This window comes from Pseudoalteromonas sp. APC 3355 (assembly GCF_030407615.1).
In the GTDB taxonomy this organism is placed as follows: domain Bacteria; phylum Pseudomonadota; class Gammaproteobacteria; order Enterobacterales; family Alteromonadaceae; genus Pseudoalteromonas; species Pseudoalteromonas distincta.
Map to the genome: position 1 here is coordinate 362,452 of NZ_JASDDB010000001.1, position 18,807 is coordinate 381,258.

Annotated in this window: 16 protein-coding genes; 9 read left to right on the forward strand and 7 right to left on the reverse strand. The window is 42.1% G+C overall.

Annotated features, from left to right (window positions below):
• Nucleotides 1–4: 4 nt before the first annotated feature.
• The 6 genes from mmsB to QMA08_RS01625 all read right to left on the reverse strand — a co-directional run bounded on the left by mmsB (nucleotide 5) and on the right by QMA08_RS01625 (nucleotide 6,985).
• Nucleotides 5–904, reverse strand: a complete 900-nt coding sequence (gene mmsB, locus QMA08_RS01600; protein ID WP_182711279.1) for a 3-hydroxyisobutyrate dehydrogenase — start codon at nucleotides 902–904, stop codon at nucleotides 5–7.
• 10 nt (nucleotides 905–914) lie between these two features.
• Nucleotides 915–2,066 carry an enoyl-CoA hydratase/isomerase family protein gene (locus QMA08_RS01605; RefSeq protein WP_290173415.1) on the reverse strand — a complete coding sequence of 384 codons (1,152 nt, stop codon included), beginning with the start codon at nucleotides 2,064–2,066 and terminating at the stop codon, nucleotides 915–917.
• Complete coding sequence (locus QMA08_RS01610; RefSeq protein WP_182751964.1) at nucleotides 2,066–2,857, reverse strand: enoyl-CoA hydratase; 792 nt, start codon at nucleotides 2,855–2,857, stop codon at nucleotides 2,066–2,068. Before QMA08_RS01610 ends, QMA08_RS01605 begins: the two co-directional genes overlap by 1 nt.
• Nucleotides 2,858–2,867: 10 nt before the next feature.
• Complete coding sequence (locus QMA08_RS01615; protein ID WP_002961869.1) at nucleotides 2,868–4,025, reverse strand: acyl-CoA dehydrogenase family protein; 1,158 nt, start codon at nucleotides 4,023–4,025, stop codon at nucleotides 2,868–2,870.
• A 162-nt stretch (nucleotides 4,026–4,187) separates the two neighbouring features.
• Entirely contained in the window at nucleotides 4,188–5,678 is a 1,491-nt protein-coding gene (locus QMA08_RS01620) for a CoA-acylating methylmalonate-semialdehyde dehydrogenase (protein ID WP_290173416.1), read from the reverse strand.
• Nucleotides 5,679–5,803: 125 nt separating this feature from the next.
• Entirely contained in the window at nucleotides 5,804–6,985 is a 1,182-nt protein-coding gene (locus QMA08_RS01625; RefSeq protein ID WP_007376569.1) for an acetyl-CoA C-acyltransferase, read from the reverse strand.
• 330 nt (nucleotides 6,986–7,315) lie between these two features.
• Here QMA08_RS01625 and QMA08_RS01630 point away from each other — a divergent pair, with 330 nt between their 5' ends.
• The 9 genes from QMA08_RS01630 to QMA08_RS01670 all read left to right on the forward strand — a co-directional run bounded on the left by QMA08_RS01630 (nucleotide 7,316) and on the right by QMA08_RS01670 (nucleotide 17,152).
• Nucleotides 7,316–7,750 carry a MerR family DNA-binding transcriptional regulator gene (locus QMA08_RS01630; RefSeq protein ID WP_165723432.1) on the forward strand — a complete coding sequence of 145 codons (435 nt, stop codon included), beginning with the start codon at nucleotides 7,316–7,318 and terminating at the stop codon, nucleotides 7,748–7,750.
• Between the two features lie 56 nt (nucleotides 7,751–7,806).
• Entirely contained in the window at nucleotides 7,807–8,982 is a 1,176-nt protein-coding gene (locus QMA08_RS01635; protein WP_290173417.1) for an isovaleryl-CoA dehydrogenase, read from the forward strand.
• 10 nt (nucleotides 8,983–8,992) lie between these two features.
• Nucleotides 8,993–10,600 carry a carboxyl transferase domain-containing protein gene (locus QMA08_RS01640; RefSeq protein WP_290173418.1) on the forward strand — a complete coding sequence of 536 codons (1,608 nt, stop codon included), beginning with the start codon at nucleotides 8,993–8,995 and terminating at the stop codon, nucleotides 10,598–10,600.
• Nucleotides 10,601–10,612: 12 nt separating this feature from the next.
• A complete protein-coding gene (locus QMA08_RS01645; RefSeq protein ID WP_290173419.1) occupies nucleotides 10,613–11,383 on the forward strand; it encodes an enoyl-CoA hydratase/isomerase family protein in 771 nt (256 codons plus the stop codon).
• Between the two features lie 8 nt (nucleotides 11,384–11,391).
• A complete protein-coding gene (locus QMA08_RS01650) occupies nucleotides 11,392–13,410 on the forward strand; it encodes an acetyl/propionyl/methylcrotonyl-CoA carboxylase subunit alpha (protein WP_290173420.1) in 2,019 nt (672 codons plus the stop codon).
• The gene (locus QMA08_RS01655; protein ID WP_290173421.1) at nucleotides 13,410–14,306 is read left to right on the forward strand and encodes a hydroxymethylglutaryl-CoA lyase; all 897 of its coding nucleotides are present in this window, start codon (nucleotides 13,410–13,412) and stop codon (nucleotides 14,304–14,306) included. Before QMA08_RS01650 ends, QMA08_RS01655 begins: the two co-directional genes overlap by 1 nt.
• 261 nt (nucleotides 14,307–14,567) lie before the next feature.
• Nucleotides 14,568–15,266, forward strand: coding sequence for a CoA transferase subunit A (locus QMA08_RS01660; protein WP_008135270.1), 699 nt, complete (start codon nucleotides 14,568–14,570; stop codon nucleotides 15,264–15,266).
• 14 nt (nucleotides 15,267–15,280) lie between these two features.
• On the forward strand, nucleotides 15,281–15,937 hold the full coding sequence (locus QMA08_RS01665) for a CoA transferase subunit B (RefSeq protein ID WP_002961879.1): 657 nt from the start codon (nucleotides 15,281–15,283) through the stop codon (nucleotides 15,935–15,937).
• A gap of 333 nt (nucleotides 15,938–16,270) precedes the next feature.
• The gene (locus tag QMA08_RS01670; RefSeq protein WP_002961883.1) at nucleotides 16,271–17,152 is read left to right on the forward strand and encodes a LysR family transcriptional regulator; all 882 of its coding nucleotides are present in this window, start codon (nucleotides 16,271–16,273) and stop codon (nucleotides 17,150–17,152) included.
• A gap of 813 nt (nucleotides 17,153–17,965) precedes the next feature.
• On the opposite strand, the gene QMA08_RS01675 is transcribed toward QMA08_RS01670, so the two are convergent.
• Nucleotides 17,966–18,742 carry an amino acid ABC transporter substrate-binding protein gene (locus tag QMA08_RS01675; RefSeq protein WP_138489015.1) on the reverse strand — a complete coding sequence of 259 codons (777 nt, stop codon included), beginning with the start codon at nucleotides 18,740–18,742 and terminating at the stop codon, nucleotides 17,966–17,968.
• Between the last annotated feature and the right edge of the window lie 65 nt (nucleotides 18,743–18,807).

An 18,807-nucleotide genomic window follows, 5' to 3' on the forward strand; every position in this document is an offset into this window, starting at 1 on the left:
GCTCCTACTTAGAAAACAGTTTAAAAATGGCACTAAAGTCATCACTACCCGCACCTTGGTGCTGTAGCATAGTGTATAAATTTTTAGCCATTGAACCCATTGGGGTTGATGAATTACTTTGCTGCGCGGCTTCCATGGCAAGGCCTAGGTCTTTAGCCATTAAATCGACCATAAAGCCTGGTTTGTAATCGTTACTAGCCGGTGCGGTATCCATTACACCTGGGCAAGGGTTGTAAAGTTCAAGCGTCCAGTTACGGCCCGAACTTGCGGTCATTATGTCGCTAAGTACTTTAGGATCGAGGCCGTTATTTATACCCATTTGCAGTGCTTCGCTGGTACCTGCCATTAAAATACTGAGTAGCATGTTATTACATATTTTTGCTACTTGCCCTGCGCCAATATCGCCTGCATGAAATATGTTTTTACCCATATCACTAAGCACTGTATTTGCTTTATCGAACGCTGCTTTTTCGCCACCTACAATAAAGGTAAGAGTGCCAGCAGTTGCTCCTGCAACTCCGCCCGATACTGGTGCATCTACAAAGCTAATACTCTGCTCGCCAAGTGCGCTGCCTACAATACGTGCTGATTCTGCATCTATTGTTGAGCAATCAATGACTAATGTATTTTTGCTCAGCACGTTAATTAAACCGCTGTCGTCGTTATTACCCAAATACAGCGATTTAACATGTTTGCCCGCAGGTAACATACTAATAAGTACGTCAGCATTGGTTGCACACTGCTTTGCATCAATCGCAGCTTTTGCGCCTTTGCTTGCAAGTTCATTTACGACCGACTGGTTTAAATCGAACACGCTCACAGTATGTCCAGCTTTAATTAAGTTAGCCGCCATTGGGCCGCCCATATTGCCTAAGCCGATAAAACCGATATTGAGTTTAGTCATCGTCTTTCCTTTATTTGTGTATTGGCGTGTCTAAGCCATCGAGTGGGTGGTTTTCGCCAAAGCGATTAGCAAAAAAGCTGTCGATTATTGTTTGTGGGACATCACTAAGTGTTTTGTACTGCCAATTAGGCGCGCCGTCTTTATCTATTAATAGCGCTCTTACACCTTCTTGAAATTCACCTACTTCGCCAGCGCGAACCGACATACCCAGCTCCATTTTAAAACACGCTAATAAGCTTTTGCCTTTACTTGTTTTTAATTGCTCACTAACGAGTGCACAACTTAGTGGGCATCCGTGTTTAAGTGATTTTTGAGCGCGCTGTAGCCACTTATCATCAGTGGTTAGCCCTAAAATATAATCAACTTGCTCCTGCAAGGTTGTAAATTCACCCAGCTTTTGAATTGTTTTTAAATTAGCTTTTATATTGCCTTTTGGCATACGCGCAGATTGGTTGTCTAAATCGGTTAATAACTTAGTTAAACGCTCATGATTTAAGCTTGCGGTTTTGCCCCATTTAGCTGCTAAAATTTGTGCAAGCATGGCATCATATTTAGTGCTGTCTATAAAGTGATCGGCAAGCGATACAAAACGCGCGTCGTCACAGTTAATTGATGCCGAAGTTAGCCCTAAAAATAACCCGACGCTTTGTGGCATTTTATGTAAAAAGTAACTACCGCCTACATCAGGGTATAAACCTATGGTTTGCTCTGGCATGGCAATGCGTGATGTTTCGGTTACGACGCGATGGCTAGCACCGGCCATTAGCCCTAAACCGCCACCCATTACTATGCCGTTACCCCAAACGAGGATAGGTTTATCAAAGGTATGAATAAGATAATCAAGCTTGTACTCAAGCGTAAAAAACTCTTCGACTAAGCTTGTTGGTTTACCTTGCGCCATTGCATGATGAAGGCTTACAACATCGCCGCCTGCACAAAATGCTTTATCGCCTGCGCCTTTTAACAACACCATTGCAATAGCATCATCGTCTTGCCAAGCTCGCAATTGCGGCTCAAGTAATTTGATCATCTCAAAATTAAGTGCATTTAAGGCTTTTGGCGCATTGAGTGTAATAAGCCCAATTAAACTGCCGTTTTCTGCGGTTGCGGTTTCAAATACCACGGGCTCATCGGCGCTATTTAATAATGTTAAAGCACTCATTAGCCATTTACCCAGTTAGCGCGGCGTTTTTCTAAAAAGGCATTTACGCCTTCTTGTTGATCTTCGGTATCAAATAAACCAACAAATAACTCGCGCTCAAGAGGCAATACACTTGCCATTGGTTGATGGCGCCCTTTTTGAATCAATGTTTTACATGCTGCAACTGAGGTGGGGCTTTGATCGGCCACTTGGTTGGCCAGTTTTAATGCCGCCGCAAAGCTTTCACCCTGTGGTACTACTTCTTCTACTAAGCCAATTTGCAGGGCTTTATCAGCTTTTAAGCGCTCGCCGCATAAAATCATGCGTTTTGCCCAGCCTTCGCCAACTAGCCATGCTAAATTTTGTGTGCCACCAGCACAGGGTAATAACCCTACTTTAGCTTCAGGGAGCGCCATTTGTGCTTGCTCTTCCGCTATACGTACGTCGCACGCAAGCGCCACCTCTAAACCGCCGCCCATTGCATAGCCGTTTATGGCAGCAACCGACACGCCTCTAAAATTAGTAAGCGCTTCAAATGCTTCACCAAATACACGCGACATATCAGCAGCTACGCCTTTATCGCCACCAGCAAATACGTTTAGGTCGGCACCCGCGCTAAAAAACTTCTCGCCTTCACCAGTCAGTACTAATGCATAAATATTTTTATTATTATTAAGCGCGTTAACGGTATTTTTTAAATCAACTAGGGTGTCTTTTGTCCAGGTGTTTGCTGGCGGGTTAGACATAGTTAAAATAGCAACATGACCTTCGGTTGTAAGTTCAATACTCGGATTAGATTTAGATTCTGACATACATTGCTCCTTATAAAACGTCGCTTGCAGACTCAGCCAAAATACGGCGCGCTATAATCACACGCATAATTTCGTTAGTGCCCTCTAAAATTTGATGAACGCGTACATCACGTACATGGCGCTCAAGCGGGTATTCTTTTATGTAACCGTAACCACCATGAATTTGCAGTGCGTCGTTACACACAGTAAAGCCAACATCGGTAGCAAAGCGTTTAGCCATGGCGCAGTAAGTGGTTTTTTCAACGTCGTTATTATCAAGTTTAAATGCAGCAAGCCTTACCATTTGGCGCGCAGCTACAAGCTCGGTGTTCATATCGGCAATTTTAAATTGCAATGCTTGAAACGCAGCCAATGGTTTACCAAATTGTGTACGTTCTTTTAAATATTCACGGGCTGTATTAAGCGCCGCTTGCGCTGTACCAATTGAACATGTGGCAATGTTAATTCGGCCGCCATCGAGGCCTTGCATCGCAAATTTAAAGCCTTCGCCTTCTGCGCCTAACAAGTTATGCGCAGGGATGCGCACATCTTCAAAGCTAATTAGCCGTGTTGGTTGTGCGTTCCAACCCATTTTTTCTTCAGCTTTGCCGTATTCAACGCCTTTTGCGTCGGCAGGCACTACAAATGCCGAAATACCCGCAGCGCCTTCGCCGCCTGTACGTGCCATTACCACTAATACTTCGGTTTCGCCCGCGCCTGATATAAACATTTTTGAGCCATTAATAACGTACTCATCACCCTCAAGCACGGCTTTTGTTTTAAGTGATGCGGCATCTGAGCCCGAGCCTGGCTCTGTTAAACAGTAAGAGGCAAGTAGCTCGCCCATTACTAATTGCTCTACGTATTTGTCTTTTACGGCATCAGTACCAAAACTTGCTACCATCCAGGTGGCCATATTATGAATGGTCAACATGGCCGTTGTTGCGGTACAGCCCATAGCAAGTTGTTCAAAAATAATGCTCGAATCTAAACGTGATAAACCAAGGCCGCCTGCTTCCTCTGGCGTGTATAAACCACAAAAACCAAGCTCGCCCGCTGCTTTAATCGTGTCTTTAGGAAAGATATGTTCGCGATCCCATTTTGCAGCATGGGGCGCAAGTTCTGACTCGGCAAATTGACGTGCAGTTTGAGCAAAGGCTTGTTGATCTTCAGATAAGTTAAAGTCCATGGTAGGCCTCTTTAATTGTGTTAGTTGTGTTGTTAGTGTTTCCCGTCACAGGGATAGTTTGTGACGAGCGGCGAAGGCTTATGTGTGTGTTGTGTGTGAAGTAGCCTTCGCGCCCATCTTTTTTATTAATTATTCTTTTATTTACTCATTTTTTAATTACGATTATTTTAAGTTAATGCTCATGTTTGGACCCGACGCAATGTCGTCTTCAAACCAACGTGAGGTAATTGTTTTAGTTTCTGTGTAAAAACGAATACCTTGCTTGCCGTACGTGTGAGTATCGCCGTAAAACGAGCCTTTCCAACCAGTGAATGAAAAGAACGGAAGTGGCACCGGAATTGGCACATTAATACCTACTTGGCCTACTTCAATTTCGTGTTGGAATTTACGAGCCACTGCGCCGCTTGAGGTAAATAACGAGGTGCCGTTACCGTAAGGGCTGTCGTTAATAAGTGCGATTGCCTCATCAAGCGTGTCTACAAACATACACGCGAGTACTGGACCAAATATTTCTTCTTTGTATAAATCCATCTCTTTGGTTACATCGATAAATAACGTCGGACCAACCCAGTTACCTTGCTCATACCCTTCAACCGTAAAGTCAGAGCCATCAATTAAACAGGTAGCGCCTTGCTCTTTACCACCAGCAATGAGTGATAAAATACGTGCCTTTGCTGCTTTTGATGTTTGTGGACCGTATGCCGCGTTTGCATCATCCCACACGCCTGGGCGTACATTTTCAAAGCCTGCTTTTATTTCATCTACCCACTGACTTGCTTGACCTACAAACACAGCAACCGAAATACCCATACAACGCTGGCCAGCAGCACCGACAGATGCGCCTACTAGGTTGTTTACAACGTGCGATTTACTTGCATCAGGCATAATAACCATGTGGTTTTTAGCGCCAACACACGCTTGCACGCGTTTAAGATTTTGTGTGCCTTTAGAATAAATATAAGCACCTACACCACACGAGCCTACAAACGAAATAGCACGCACTGCTTTATCTTCTAGTAAGCGGTCTACTTGTGGTTTTGTACCATGAACAACCTGTAATACGCCTTTTGGTGCGCCGGCTTCAATAAATAGCTCAGCTAAGCGCATTGGTGTAAGTGGATCTTGCTCTGACGGTTTTAAAATAAAGGTGTTACCACACACAATAGCGAGCGGGAACATCCAAAGAGGGATCATTGCTGGGAAGTTAAACGGGGTTACGCCCGCGCATACGCCAAGTGGCTGCATGTAAGAATACGTATCGATTTTACGCGCTACGTTTTCCATTGTTTCACCCATCATTAATGATGGTGCGTTTGCTGCTTGTTCTACTACTTCAATACCGCGCCAAACATCGCCTTTTGCATCTTCAAATGTTTTACCCAATTCATGGCAAATAATGGTAGCAAGCTCATCATGATGTTCTTTTAATAGCGCCGCGTACTTCATCATAATGCGAGCACGTTCAGTAATAGGTACGTCTTTCCATGTTTTAAACGTTTCAGAAGCTGAGGCAATTGCCGCGTCCATTTCTGATTCTGTGGTACATGGCACTTGTGCAAGTACTTCTTGAGTTGCTGGGTTTATAACATCGATAAGCTCTTTTGATGCTGATTGAATAAATTCGCCATTAATAAGTAGTGGTACTTGGTGCATGATTAAATCCTAGTGTGTGAGTTGTGTGTTCTCTTTTAAAATTGGTAGCGCCGCTTTGTTAGTATTATTAGTGCAGCGCTTTTATAGTTATTCGTACAGCTTTCTTATAACTATTAAATACCTAGTTAATACGCTTCCACGGCCATAGCAACCGCTTCACCGCCACCAATACATAAAGACGCAATGCCTTTTTTAAGGCCTCGGTTTTTAAGGGCATGAATAAGCGTTACTAAAATACGCGCGCCGCTTGCACCAATTGGGTGGCCAAGTGCACATGCACCGCCATTAACGTTTACTTTGCTTTCATCAAGTTTTAACTCGTTAATAGCCAGCATGGTTACCATGGCAAATGCTTCGTTAATTTCCCAAAGATCAACATCGTTTACAGCCCAACCTGCTTTTTCAAGCACGCTGTTCATAGCCCCTACTGGCGCTACTGTAAATTCACTTGGTTTTTGAGAATGCGTGCTGTGCGCCACAATTTTACAAAGCGGTGTTAAGCCCTGCTCTTTTGCTTTTGATTCGCTCATTAATATAAGCGCTGCGCCACCGTCTGAAATTGACGATGAATTAGCCGCTGTAATAGTGCCGTCTTTTTTAAAAGCTGCACGTAAGGTAGGAATTTTTTCTGGGCGGGCGTTACCTGGTTGCTCATCAATCGATACTGTTACATCGCCTTTGCGTGTTTGCATTGTATGGGGTGCAACTTCGTTATCAAAGCTACCATTTTGTATCGCGGCTTTAGCTTTACTTAATGAGCCTAATGCAAACGCATCCATTTGCTCGCGGCCAATGCCGTATTCGTCGGCGGTGTCTTGTGCAAAACAACCCATTGCTTTGTTGTCGTAAGCATCTTCAAGGCCATCGCTCATCATGTGATCTTTTATTTCGCCATGTCCCATGCGCATTCCGCCACGCGCTTTTGGAATAAAGTACGGTGCGTTTGTCATGCTCTCCATGCCACCGGCAATAGCAGATTGAATAGAGCCTGCTTTAATTAAATCGTTTGCAAGCATGGCCGCTTTTAAACCAGAGCCACATACTTTATTAATTGTTGTAGCGCCAGTGCTAAGTGCAAGGCCTGCTTTTAACATTGCTTGGCGTGCGGGTGCTTGTCCAAGGCCTGCTGGTAATACGCAGCCCATAATTACTTCATCTATAGCGTTATTAGCTAAACCAGTTTGTGCAAGTGCGCTGGCAATGGCGGTAGCGCCAAGCTCGGTAGACTGCGCATCACTTAACGCTCCCATAAAACCACCCATTGGGGTGCGTTTTGCTGCTACAATTACCACTGATTCTAAAGTCATAACTAACTCCATTGTATTTATATGCAAATAGTTGTTAGTATATTTGCTCTATTAATTTAGTATTCATTTATTATTTAATACCCTTACACAATACTAACGTTTACGCCAACGTCAACTAAAAACAGCTTAATTTTTAGTTTTATAAGTGTAAGGATTATTTTCCATCGGTTAGACTACACTGATAAAATAAAAGTAACCCATTGAATATTAATAATATAAATCAATGCCTCGCTCAAACATCTCTTTATAAATAGTTTCAAATCACACCAAGCTTTACCTTTACGTAAACTTCACTTATATTGGAGTTATTCGAATGAGGTAAATACAATTATGAAACCAGATAATCAAACAAACTTTGCAAGCTCAGCCAAAATGCCGGCCAGTAATGAACAAACATTTAGCATTAGCGAACTCGCTAAAGAATTTGACATTACAACCCGTTCTATTCGCTTTTACGAAGACCAAGGGTTAATAACGCCTGATCGTAATGGTCAAACCCGTATTTATTCAAAACGCGATAAAGTGCGTTTAAAACTAATATTACGTGGTAAGCGCCTTGGCTTTACATTGGCCGAAACCGGTCGTTTGTTTGAACTGTACGACGCAGATAAATCAAGCGCTAAGCAGTTGGTTACTATGCTTGACCTTATTTCAGAAAAAAAAGCAGACCTATCTCAACAAATGGACGACATTAAAGTTGTTCTTATGGAGTTGGTGACGGCCGAGCGCCGCTGTAGAGACACGCTTAATAAAATAGACGAGTAAGTTTATTTTTAAAATAAAAACACACTGACAACACACACGTCACACAGGAATGAATCATGAGCACTATTTCACTATATAAAGAAATGAACTTTGGCCTTGGCGAAACCGCCGATATGATCCGCGACCACGTAAACAGTTTTGCGAGTCAGGAGATTGCCCCGCTTGCTGAAAAAACGGACTTAGATAACGCTTTTCCAAATCAACTTTGGACTCAAATGGGCGAAATGGGCGTACTAGGTATGACCGTATCTGAAGAACTTGGCGGCGCCGGTTTAGGTTACTTAGAACATGTTATTGCTATGGAAGAAATAAGCCGTGCCAGTGCCTCTATAGGTTTAAGCTATGGTGCGCATTCAAACTTGTGTGTTAATCAAATTAACCGTAACGGCACACAAGCTCAAAAAGAAAAATACTTACCAAAGCTTATTAGTGGTGAGCACATTGGTGCCCTTGCAATGAGCGAGCCTAATGCGGGCTCTGACGTTGTATCGATGAAACTCAAAGCCGAGAAAAAAGGCGATAAGTACATTTTAAATGGCAATAAAATGTGGATCACCAATGGTCCAGACGCGCACACGTTAGTTATTTACGCTAAAACAGATTTAAACGCCGGCGCTAAAGGTATTACCGCGTTTATTGTTGAAAGTAACTTTCCTGGTTTTTCAACAGCGCAAAAGCTCGACAAACTGGGCATGCGCGGCTCAAATACCTGTGAGTTAGTATTTGAAAACTGCGAAGTACCCGAGGAAAACATTTTAGGTAACTTAAACGAAGGCGTTAAAGTACTTATGAGTGGCCTTGATTACGAACGCGTAGTACTTGCAGCGGGCCCGCTTGGCATAATGCAAGCGTGTATGGACATAGTGGTACCGTACATTCATGAGCGTAAACAGTTTGATACCCCTATTGGTCAATTTCAGTTAATTCAAGGCAAAATAGCCGACATGTATACACAAATGAATGCTGCGCGCTCATACGTATACACGGTAGCTAAAGCGTGTGACCGAGGCGAAACCACCCGTAAAGATGCCGCCGGTGCCATTTTATACGCCGCAGAGCTTGCAACTAAAATGGCGCTAGATGCAATTCAAATTTTAGGTGGCAATGGCTACATAAACGAATACGCAACGGGTCGTCTTCTTCGTGACGCTAAATTATACGAAATTGGTGCAGGTACATCCGAAATTCGTCGCATGCTTATTGGCCGCGAACTTTTCACAGAAAGCCGTTAAGGATTAAACCATGACTATTTTAAAATCGAGCGTTAATCCTCACGACCCAACGTTTGTGCAAAACCATAAAAATATGTCAGCGCTGGTGGATGATTTACGCAGTAAAGTAGCAACAATTAGCCAAGGCGGAGGCGCTGCATTAAAGGAGCGCCACGAAGGCCGTGGTAAATTATTTGTACGCGACCGCATAAATACATTAATTGACGAAGGCTCACCGTTTTTAGAAATTTCGCAATTTGCTGCCTTTGGTGTGTACGAACAAGCAATACCTTGTGCAGGCGTTGTAGCCGGTATTGGCCGTGTTAAAGGCGTTGAATGCATGATTATTGCAAACGATGCCACGGTTAAAGGCGGTACATATTTTCCGCTTACCGTTAAAAAGCATTTACGCGCACAAGACATTGCAGAGCGCTGCCACTTACCGTGTATTTATTTGGTGGATTCCGGCGGTGCTAACCTGCCTGAGCAAGATGATGTATTTCCGGATAAGCTGCATTTTGGTCGTATTTTTTACAATCAAGCCCGTATGTCGGGTAAAGGCATTCCACAAATTGCTGTAGTAATGGGCTTATGTACCGCAGGTGGTGCGTACGTACCTGCAATGGCCGATGAAAGCATTATTGTAAAAGATCAAGGCACTATATTTTTAGCAGGTCCGCCCCTTGTAAAAGCAGCAACCGGCGAAGAAGTAACCGCCGAAGAGCTTGGCGGTGCCGATGTGCATTGTAAAATTTCGGGTGTTGCCGATCACTACGCTGAAAACGATGCTCATGCGCTTTCTATTGCGCGCCAATGTATCGAGCGTATTAATTACACACGCCCTACAGCCCCTCTTCTAGAGGATGTAAAACCACCGCGTTACGATATTAACGAGCTTTACGGCATTGTAGGCACCGACCTTAAAAAGCCGTTTGATGTACGCGAAGTAATAGCGCGCACAGTGGACGACTCATCATTTGATGAATTTAAACGCTATTTTGGTGAAACGTTAGTCACCGGTTTTGCCAGCATTTATGGCAACCCCGTTGGCATAGTGGCTAATAACGGTATTTTATTTAGTGAGTCGGCGCAAAAAGGCGCGCACTTTATTCAGCTGTGTGCTCAGCGCAATATTCCTTTAGTGTTTTTACAAAATATTACCGGCTTTATGGTGGGTAAAAAATACGAAGCTGAAGGTATTGCTAAGCACGGCGCTAAAATGGTGATGGCGGTTTCGTGTGCTGATGTGCCTAAATTCACTGTACTTATTGGCGGCTCTTACGGCGCAGGTAACTACGGTATGTGTGGCCGCGCATTTGAACCAACTATGATGTGGATGTGGCCTAATGCCCGTATTTCGGTAATGGGCGGCGAGCAAGCAGCCGGTGTAATGGCGCAAGTTAAACAAGATGGTTTAGCACGCAAAGGCCAAACCATGAGCGAGCCAGAAATCAGTGATTTTAAAAAGCCAATTATTGATCAGTACGAAGAGCAAGGTCATCCGTATTACGCAAGCGCACGCTTGTGGGATGACGGCATTATAGACCCTGCCGATACGCGTAATGTATTAGGGCTTGCGTTAACGGCTGCGAATAACGCACCAAAACGTGATTCGAAATTTGGCGTATTTAGAATGTAACCGGAGCGCAAAATGTCAGTAACACTACAAATAACAAAATCTAATGTGGCTGTACTTGTGTTAAGTCGCCCAGAAAAAAGAAACGCATTTAACAGCGAAGTAATACATGAGCTGATCCAGTGTATTGAACATGCAAATACGCTTGATATTCGTGCTTTGGTTTTAAAAACTGAGGGTAAACACTTTTCAGCAGGCGCCGATTTAGCCTGGATGCAATCGATGGCGGATAACAACTATGCCGATAACCTAGCTGATTCAATGCAATTAGCTAAATTAATGCATGTATTAGCAAGATCCCTTCATCCTACAATTTGTGCTGTGCAAGGTGCTGCTTTTGGTGGTGCTCTGGGCTTAATTGCCTGTTGCGACATAGCCCTTAGTAAAGACGATGCGCAATTTTGTTTAAGTGAAGTAAAGCTGGGTCTTATTCCGGCGGTTATTAGCCCGTATGTCATTAAAGCCATTGGTGAGCGCGCTGCTCGCAGGTACTTTTTAACGGCTGAAGTGTTTGATGCACATACTGCTAAGCAACTTGGTTTAATTCATCAAGTAACCGGTAATTTAGACTGTGCACTCGATAATATGCTGCAAACACTGATTGATAACGGACCTGTTGCAGTAAAAGCCGCAAAAGCATTAATTAACGATGTAGCAAATAAAGAAATTACCGATGAACTCATTGAGCTTACCGCAGAGCGTATTGCAAAAATTCGCGTATCTGAAGAAGGTCAAGAAGGGCTAAGTGCTTTTTTTGATAAACGCCCACCCGCTTGGCAACTGTAGGATTGATTATGAACACACAACGATTACAAAAAATACTGATTGCCAATCGTGGAGAAATTGCGTGCCGAGTAATGCGCAGCGCAAAACAAATGGGCTTAACCACGGTCGCGGTTTATTCTGACGCAGACAAACATGCCCAGCACGTAAAAATGGCTGACGAGGCTTACCATATTGGTGCCGCGCCAAGTAAAGATTCGTATTTAGTAGCAGACAAAATTTTACAAGTTGCCAAAGACTGCGGCGCTGATTGTATTCACCCGGGCTATGGTTTTTTATCTGAGAACAGTGAATTTGCTAAAGCCTGCGAAGCTAATAACATTGCTTTTATAGGGCCACCAGCAAGTAGCATTGAAGCAATGGGGTCTAAAACCCGCGCTAAAGAAATAATGGCAGCTGCTAATGTGCCATTAGTACCTGGTTATTACGGCGATAAACAAGACCCTGCTTTTTTACAAAGTGAAGCTGAAAAAATTGGCTACCCTGTACTAATTAAAGCTGCCTTTGGTGGCGGTGGTAAAGGCATGCGCGTTGTACAAAAGGCAAAAGACTTTATGAGCGCATTACAAGGTGCGCAACGTGAAGCGATTGCCGGTTTTGGTAACGATTTAGTATTACTTGAGCGCTACGTTAACCAGCCTCGCCATGTTGAAGTGCAAGTATTTGCGGATAACTACGGTAACTGTGTTTATTTAGGCGATCGTGATTGTTCTTTGCAACGTCGTCATCAAAAAGTAATTGAAGAAGCCCCTGCTCCGGGTTTATCTGACGAACTACGCAAAGAAATGGGCGAAGCGGCTGTACGTTGTGCTCTGGCTATAAATTATAGAGGCGCAGGTACGGTTGAGTTTTTACTGTGTGGCGATGAATTTTTCTTTATGGAAATGAATACGCGCCTTCAAGTAGAACACCCAGTGACCGAAATGGTAACCGGTGTAGATTTAGTCAATTGGCAAATAAATATTGCGGGTGGGCAAACATTGCCACTGACACAAAGTGATATTCAATTGCAGGGTCATAGCTTTGAAGCACGTATATACGCAGAAGATCCAGCCAACGACTTTATTCCGTGCTCGGGCACTATTGAAGCACTACACACACCGCTTAACAGTGAATTTGTACGCATTGATACAGGCATTGCACAAGGCGACGAAATCAGCCCGTTTTACGATCCAATGATTGCAAAACTTATTGTGCACGACGACAATCGCGAACAAGCACTGAGCCGCTTACAACAAGCCCTTGAGCAATTTCATTTAGCGGGTTTTAGCACAAACATTGGCTTTTTACATAATTTAGCAAGCCACCCTACCTTTAAACAAGGTGCGCCAAGCACACACTTTATTGCAGAGCAAGGCGACTCGTTAGTTGCGGTTGACGAATCGTTATTACAAACGAGCCAGCTTATTGCTGCTTTTGCATATTTAGAATCGCTAACTAATACCCAAAATGCGCAAAACAGTGCAAGCCCGTGGCAACAACTGAGTGGTTTTACACTCAATGCACCACAAGTAATTACAGTCCCTTTTGCCGATTTACAGCTAAGCGCTATAAAAACGGCAGCGGGCTATAGTATTACGCATAGCGAGCACGTATTTAACCTACAAGGCACATTAAATAATAATCTGTGCAGTGTATTTATTAATGGCGAAAAACATACCGCGCACGTAACTACGGTAGGTAATAATACTGTTGGCAATAGTACTGGTGGCAATATTGTCACTGTTATGAATAAAGCACTGCAAACTAAGCTTGAGCTAGTTGATAAACATTATATTAGTTCGCACGAAAGCGAAGCACTGCCTCTTGCCGCGCCCCTTAATGGCACAGTAGTTAAGCACTTAATCGACATTGGTAGCACAATTACCAAAGGCGATGCGGTTGTTATTATCGAAGCCATGAAAATGGAATACACGCTTAACGCACCACACGACGGCATTTTAAAAAGCTATTGTTTTGGTGAAGGCGAATTAGTAACGCATGGTGCTCTGCTTGCTATAGTAGAAGATACAACTGAGGAAGGTGCATAATGAGTGCCTTTCCAACTAAAGTACGTATTGTTGAAGTTGGTGCGCGAGACGGCCTACAAAACGAAAAAACAGTAAGCACAGCCGATAAAGTAGCGCTTATTAACGCCCTAAGTGCTGCAGGTTTAAAAGATATTGAAGCTGGTGCGTTTGTCTCTCCTAAGTGGGTGCCGCAAATGGCAGACTCAGCGGATGTAATATCAGCGCTAGATTTACCTGACGTAAATTTAAGTGCCCTTACACCTAACTTAAAAGGTGCACAAGCAGCGCATGCTGTTGGCATTAAAGAGTTTGCTATATTTACAGCTGCGAGTGAGTCGTTTTGTCAAAAAAATATCAACTGCTCAATAGACGAAAGTATTGAACGTTTTAGCGAAGTAATGGCGTTTGCTAAAGCGAATAATATTCGCGTACGTGGTTATGTAAGCTGTGTGCTAGGTTGCCCTTATGAGGGTGAAATTGACCCACAAGCAGTACTGAGTGTATCGCAAAAGCTATTAGATTTAGGCTGTTACGAAGTAAGCCTTGGCGATACCATAGGTGTTGGCACCGCAAAAAAAGTAACGCAATTAATCGAGTTACTTTTAACGCACATTGATAAAGCCAAGTTGGCCGTGCATTTTCATGATACATACGGCCAAGCGCTCACAAATATTTACGCAGCTTTAAGCCTAGGTATTGCAACGGTTGACGCGGCAGTTGCGGGCCTTGGTGGCTGTCCTTATGCTAAGGGTGCGTCAGGAAATGTTGCCACCGAAGATGTAGTTTACTTACTGCAAGGGCTTGGCATTGAGCATGGAATTGATTTACAAAGGTTAAGTGACACTGGCTGGGAAATAACCAAAGCACTTGGTAAGCAACCTGTGAGCAAAGTATCTGTGGCACTACACACAAAATAACCTGAGCTCTGGATAATAAATCTATCTCGAGCAGCTATTTTCAGCACTAACTGCGTTGAATTTACTTGCAATAGGCCAGCTATTGACGCGTAAATTCGCCTTGTTTTCACTGAAAATCTCTGGCTAGAGAAAATAAATTTAAATATCACCCTGATTCATATGTTAGTAAATCTATTAACCAGAGTTCAGGTTAAATAGCTATCTTATGAAATGATGATTCACGATAGTTAACAACAAATAGCACACAATGAGGAGAGACTCATGGCCGGTTTTGATAAGGTAGTTTCTAGTTACGAAGCTGCAATGGAAGGATTAAAAGACGGCGATACCATTATTGCCGGTGGTTTTGGTTTATGTGGTATTCCTGAGGGCTTAATTAAACAAATTAAGCACATGCAAACAAAAAACTTAACCGTAGTATCTAATAACTGTGGTGTTGATGACTTTGGTTTAGGTATTTTATTACAAGACAAACAAATTAAAAAAGTAGTTGCCTCGTACGTTGGCGAAAACGCCCTATTCGAGCAGCAGTTATTAAGTGGCGAAATTGATGTAGAGCTTACGCCTCAAGGTACACTAGCTGAAAAAATGCGTGCTGGTGGCGCGGGTATACCTGCGTTTTACACCGCAACCGGTTACGGTACTCCAGTTGCTGAAGGCAAAGACGTAAAAGAGTTTAATGGTCGCCCGTATATTTTAGAAGAATCTATAACGGGTGAATTTGCTATTGTTAAAGCGTGGAAAGCCGACCGCTTTGGTAATTTAGTGTTTAGACACACCGCCATGAACTTTAATCCAATGGCGGCAACAGCGGGCAAAATTACCGTTGCCGAAGTAGAAGAAATTGTAGAACCGGGTGAGCTTGAGCCAAGCCAAATTCATACCCCAGGTATTTTTGTAAATCGCGTTATTAAAGGCAGCTTTGAAAAACGCATTGAACGTGTAACAACACGAGATTAAGCAGGAGCATAATTATGGCATTATCACGTGAACAAGTTGCAATGCGCGTTGCACAAGAACTTCAAGACGGTTACTACGTAAATTTGGGCATAGGAATTCCGACACTCGTCGCAAACTATGTACCAGATGATATTGAAGTTATGTTACAGTCCGAAAATGGCCTTTTAGGCATGGGCCCGTACCCAACTAAAGCAGAGCTAGACGCCGATATGATTAACGCGGGTAAAGAAACCGTGACAGCAGCCACAGGTGCAGCCATATTTAATAGTGCAGATAGTTTTGCCATGATACGGGGTGGTCATGTAGACTTAACCGTTCTGGGTGCATTTGAAGTTGACCAGAACGGCAACATCGCATCGTGGATGATCCCTAAAAAGCTGATTAAAGGCATGGGTGGCGCGATGGATTTAGTCGCTGGCGCGAAAAATATTATTGTTACTATGACCCATGCAAGTAAGCATGGTGACTCTAAACTATTAGAGGCCTGCTCTTTACCGCTTACTGGCGTTAATTGCGTAAAAAAAATAGTAACAGATTTAGCCGTATTAGAAGTTAAAGACGGCGCATTTCATCTATTAGAACGTGCTCCGGGCGTTACTGTTGATGAAATCATTAGTAAAACAGCAGGTAAGTTACTTGTTGACGGTGAAGTTCCAGAAATGGTTTTTTAGGCTTTAACTTAAAATAACGCTTTACCCTGTACCGACCTCATTCCCAGTGCCAATGGCGCTGAGTTACCCAAAATCCCTCTTACGAGGGATTTTTTTTATCTTTTGTCATTATTTTTACCGTCATTCATACATCTGTAGTAAATTTTATCTATAATACAAATATAAATTAAATGTAAGCGCTTAGATTCTTTGCACTATTTTGTGGATAGCCTGCACCCTTTTTGTGAACTAGCGTTAATTTTATTTTTAACCTACTGATATTTAAAAATTAAATAGTTGGTTCAAATTTTGCCTAAGTAAGGCGTCTCAATAAATTAAATAATTCTGGAAAACATGCAAACTCCTATTCGTGGCCTTCGCTCTTTTTGCTTTGCCGCAAGAAGCCTAAGTTTTAAGCATGCAGCTAATGAGCTGTACTTAACGCCGTCTGCGGTAAGCCATCAAATAAAACAACTTGAAGAACAACTTGGTATTGAGCTTTTTCAACGTAAAACGCGTTCAATTAGCTTAACCACAGCGGGTAAAAACTTTTTTGATGCTGTGTCTCCTATCATCACAATGTTAGAGAGCACCATTAATGAGTTTAGTCAGATGCAGCAAAATACAAATTTGACGATTACGCTGCCTGAATTTTTTGCCAGCGAACTACTCATGCCTAAATTAAGTGAGTGGACGTCAGAACACCCTAATATAAACCTGCAAATGGACACGCTTAAAACACGCAAAGAATTAACGCGTCATAGCGATTTATCTATTGTATTGTCCTCAGGTAAACCTACTGAAGGGTTAGCGACTGAGTTGTTTAACCTTGAATATATTCCTGCATGTAATAAAAAATTGCTCGATCAGTGGAGGGACGATCATCGTCAAGCCCTTAACCAAGTTCCGCTAATCTTGCACAAAGCTCGCCCTTGGGCTTGGCATCAGTGGGCCGAAAAAGCAGGGATTGATGACTTTTCTCCTTCGCAGATTATTCAAATAGATAGCATGTTTGGTGTAGCGCGTGCAGCGCAGCAAGGCATGGGGATTGCACTTATCCCACTGCCTATTAGCCAAAGCTGGCTAGATGAGCAATGGCTTTACAAGTTATTCGAACAGCCTTTAACAACTAAAGATAAATACTATTTAGTGCAGCACGAATCAAGCACGCCTAATCACCCCCTTGATTTATTTGCGAAGTGGGTTGTAAATACGTTTAGAAAAATCCAAGAATAATCCCCTATTAAGTGAGTTCAGTAATACAACCAACTCTGTGTTGTATTACTGAACTCGTCTAATACCAACCTGCATAAATCTTTGATCAATTTAACTAATTAAATTGCACTATTACGTCGTTAAAAATTTTTTATTTACGACTGCATGGATGCAGGAGGTAGAGCAATGCAGGGAGCAATTGCCGAGAACAACTAGATACAAAAATTTTTGCCTAGTTCTAGCGTAATTTTCTTAACGTTAAATAGACCCCATATATAAGCAGATTGGTATAACTTCCTGCAAATTTAAATAATATTTTTTAATTAAATACATAAACTTAGCGCCATACATTAGACTAAAGTCTATAGTTTAATTTTTTTCACTCATTGGTTTCGTTTTTATCGTTTGTCGAAAATAAAGTTAAATATTAAAGTTGCTTTATCAGCTCAAAACAACTTAGTTAAATTGTTTCTTAAGAGCAATAAATGCAACCTTTAGAGTTCTAGTAACTCAAACGTAGCAGTGAAAAGAATCTTATATTGTGTGTGTAAGATGTTGTCAGTGTGAAAAAGCGGTTCAAGTTAGGTGGTGACTTGGCTTGAACTGTTTTTATTTTTGGCTCAAACCACATGGTATGCAATACAAAGCTACCAAAGCGTAGTAAACAGAATCTTTATATTGTGTGTGAAGATGTTGTCAGTGTGAAAAAGCGGTTCAAGTTAGGTGGTGACTTAGCTTGAACTGTTTTTATTTTTGGCGCAAACCACATGATATGCAATATAAGTTTAATACTTTTAAAAGCCCCGTAAGTTATAACTTACGGGGCTTTTTTAATTAATTTTTAATTTGATATTCTTTTTTTAATTTACTTATTTGCACTTTATGTGAAATCAAGAAGGTATTAAATTTCTTGATTATGTCAGGGTAGTCAATCGACGATAATAGAAAGGCTTGTAAATCTGTCGGCAATTCGTTTTGAAAATAAACAGGTCGGGTTAATTTAAAGTATTTTAGGAGGTTATAATTTAATACATCGTTAGATATGTAAATACACTCCACTCGCTCTTTTAAAAGCAACTCTATTAATTCAATTACGTTAGCTGTTTCTATTAACTCAACGTTTTCATTATTCATTAACGGTTTGAAGCTTTGAGGCGTAAACCCTCTTACCGTTGCAAAACTAATGCATTCATCAATAGTGATATTTTTATTTAAACTCGCAATGCCCGTTTTAGTCACAACGGTTGGCTGCGAATAAATAATTTTATTTACATCAATAAATGAAGCTTTGTAGCTTGGTTTCCAGCTAGGGTTATCTGGATACTTAAAGTCGACATGGCGATGTTCCACAAATTCTTTGTAAAGTCGATTAATAGGTAGTGTGTAAAACTCAAACTCAAAGTCATGCTGCTGGGCAAACAAGGTAAGTAACTTTTGACTGAAACCATAATAGTCGCGGTTATCAGCCCCACTACCATCGTAGTATGGAAGGTATTCTATATTCTCTACGCCTACTACGTAATGAGTCGCTGATTTAGCGTTGTTTATTAAAAGCAGTAAAGCGAATGGCAAATATATTAACTGCGTTGCTATTTTTTTTAATTGATTCATTAATAACCTAAGTAATATTATTGACGATTAGCTGCACGCTTAAATTTTAACAAATTTGCAAAGAT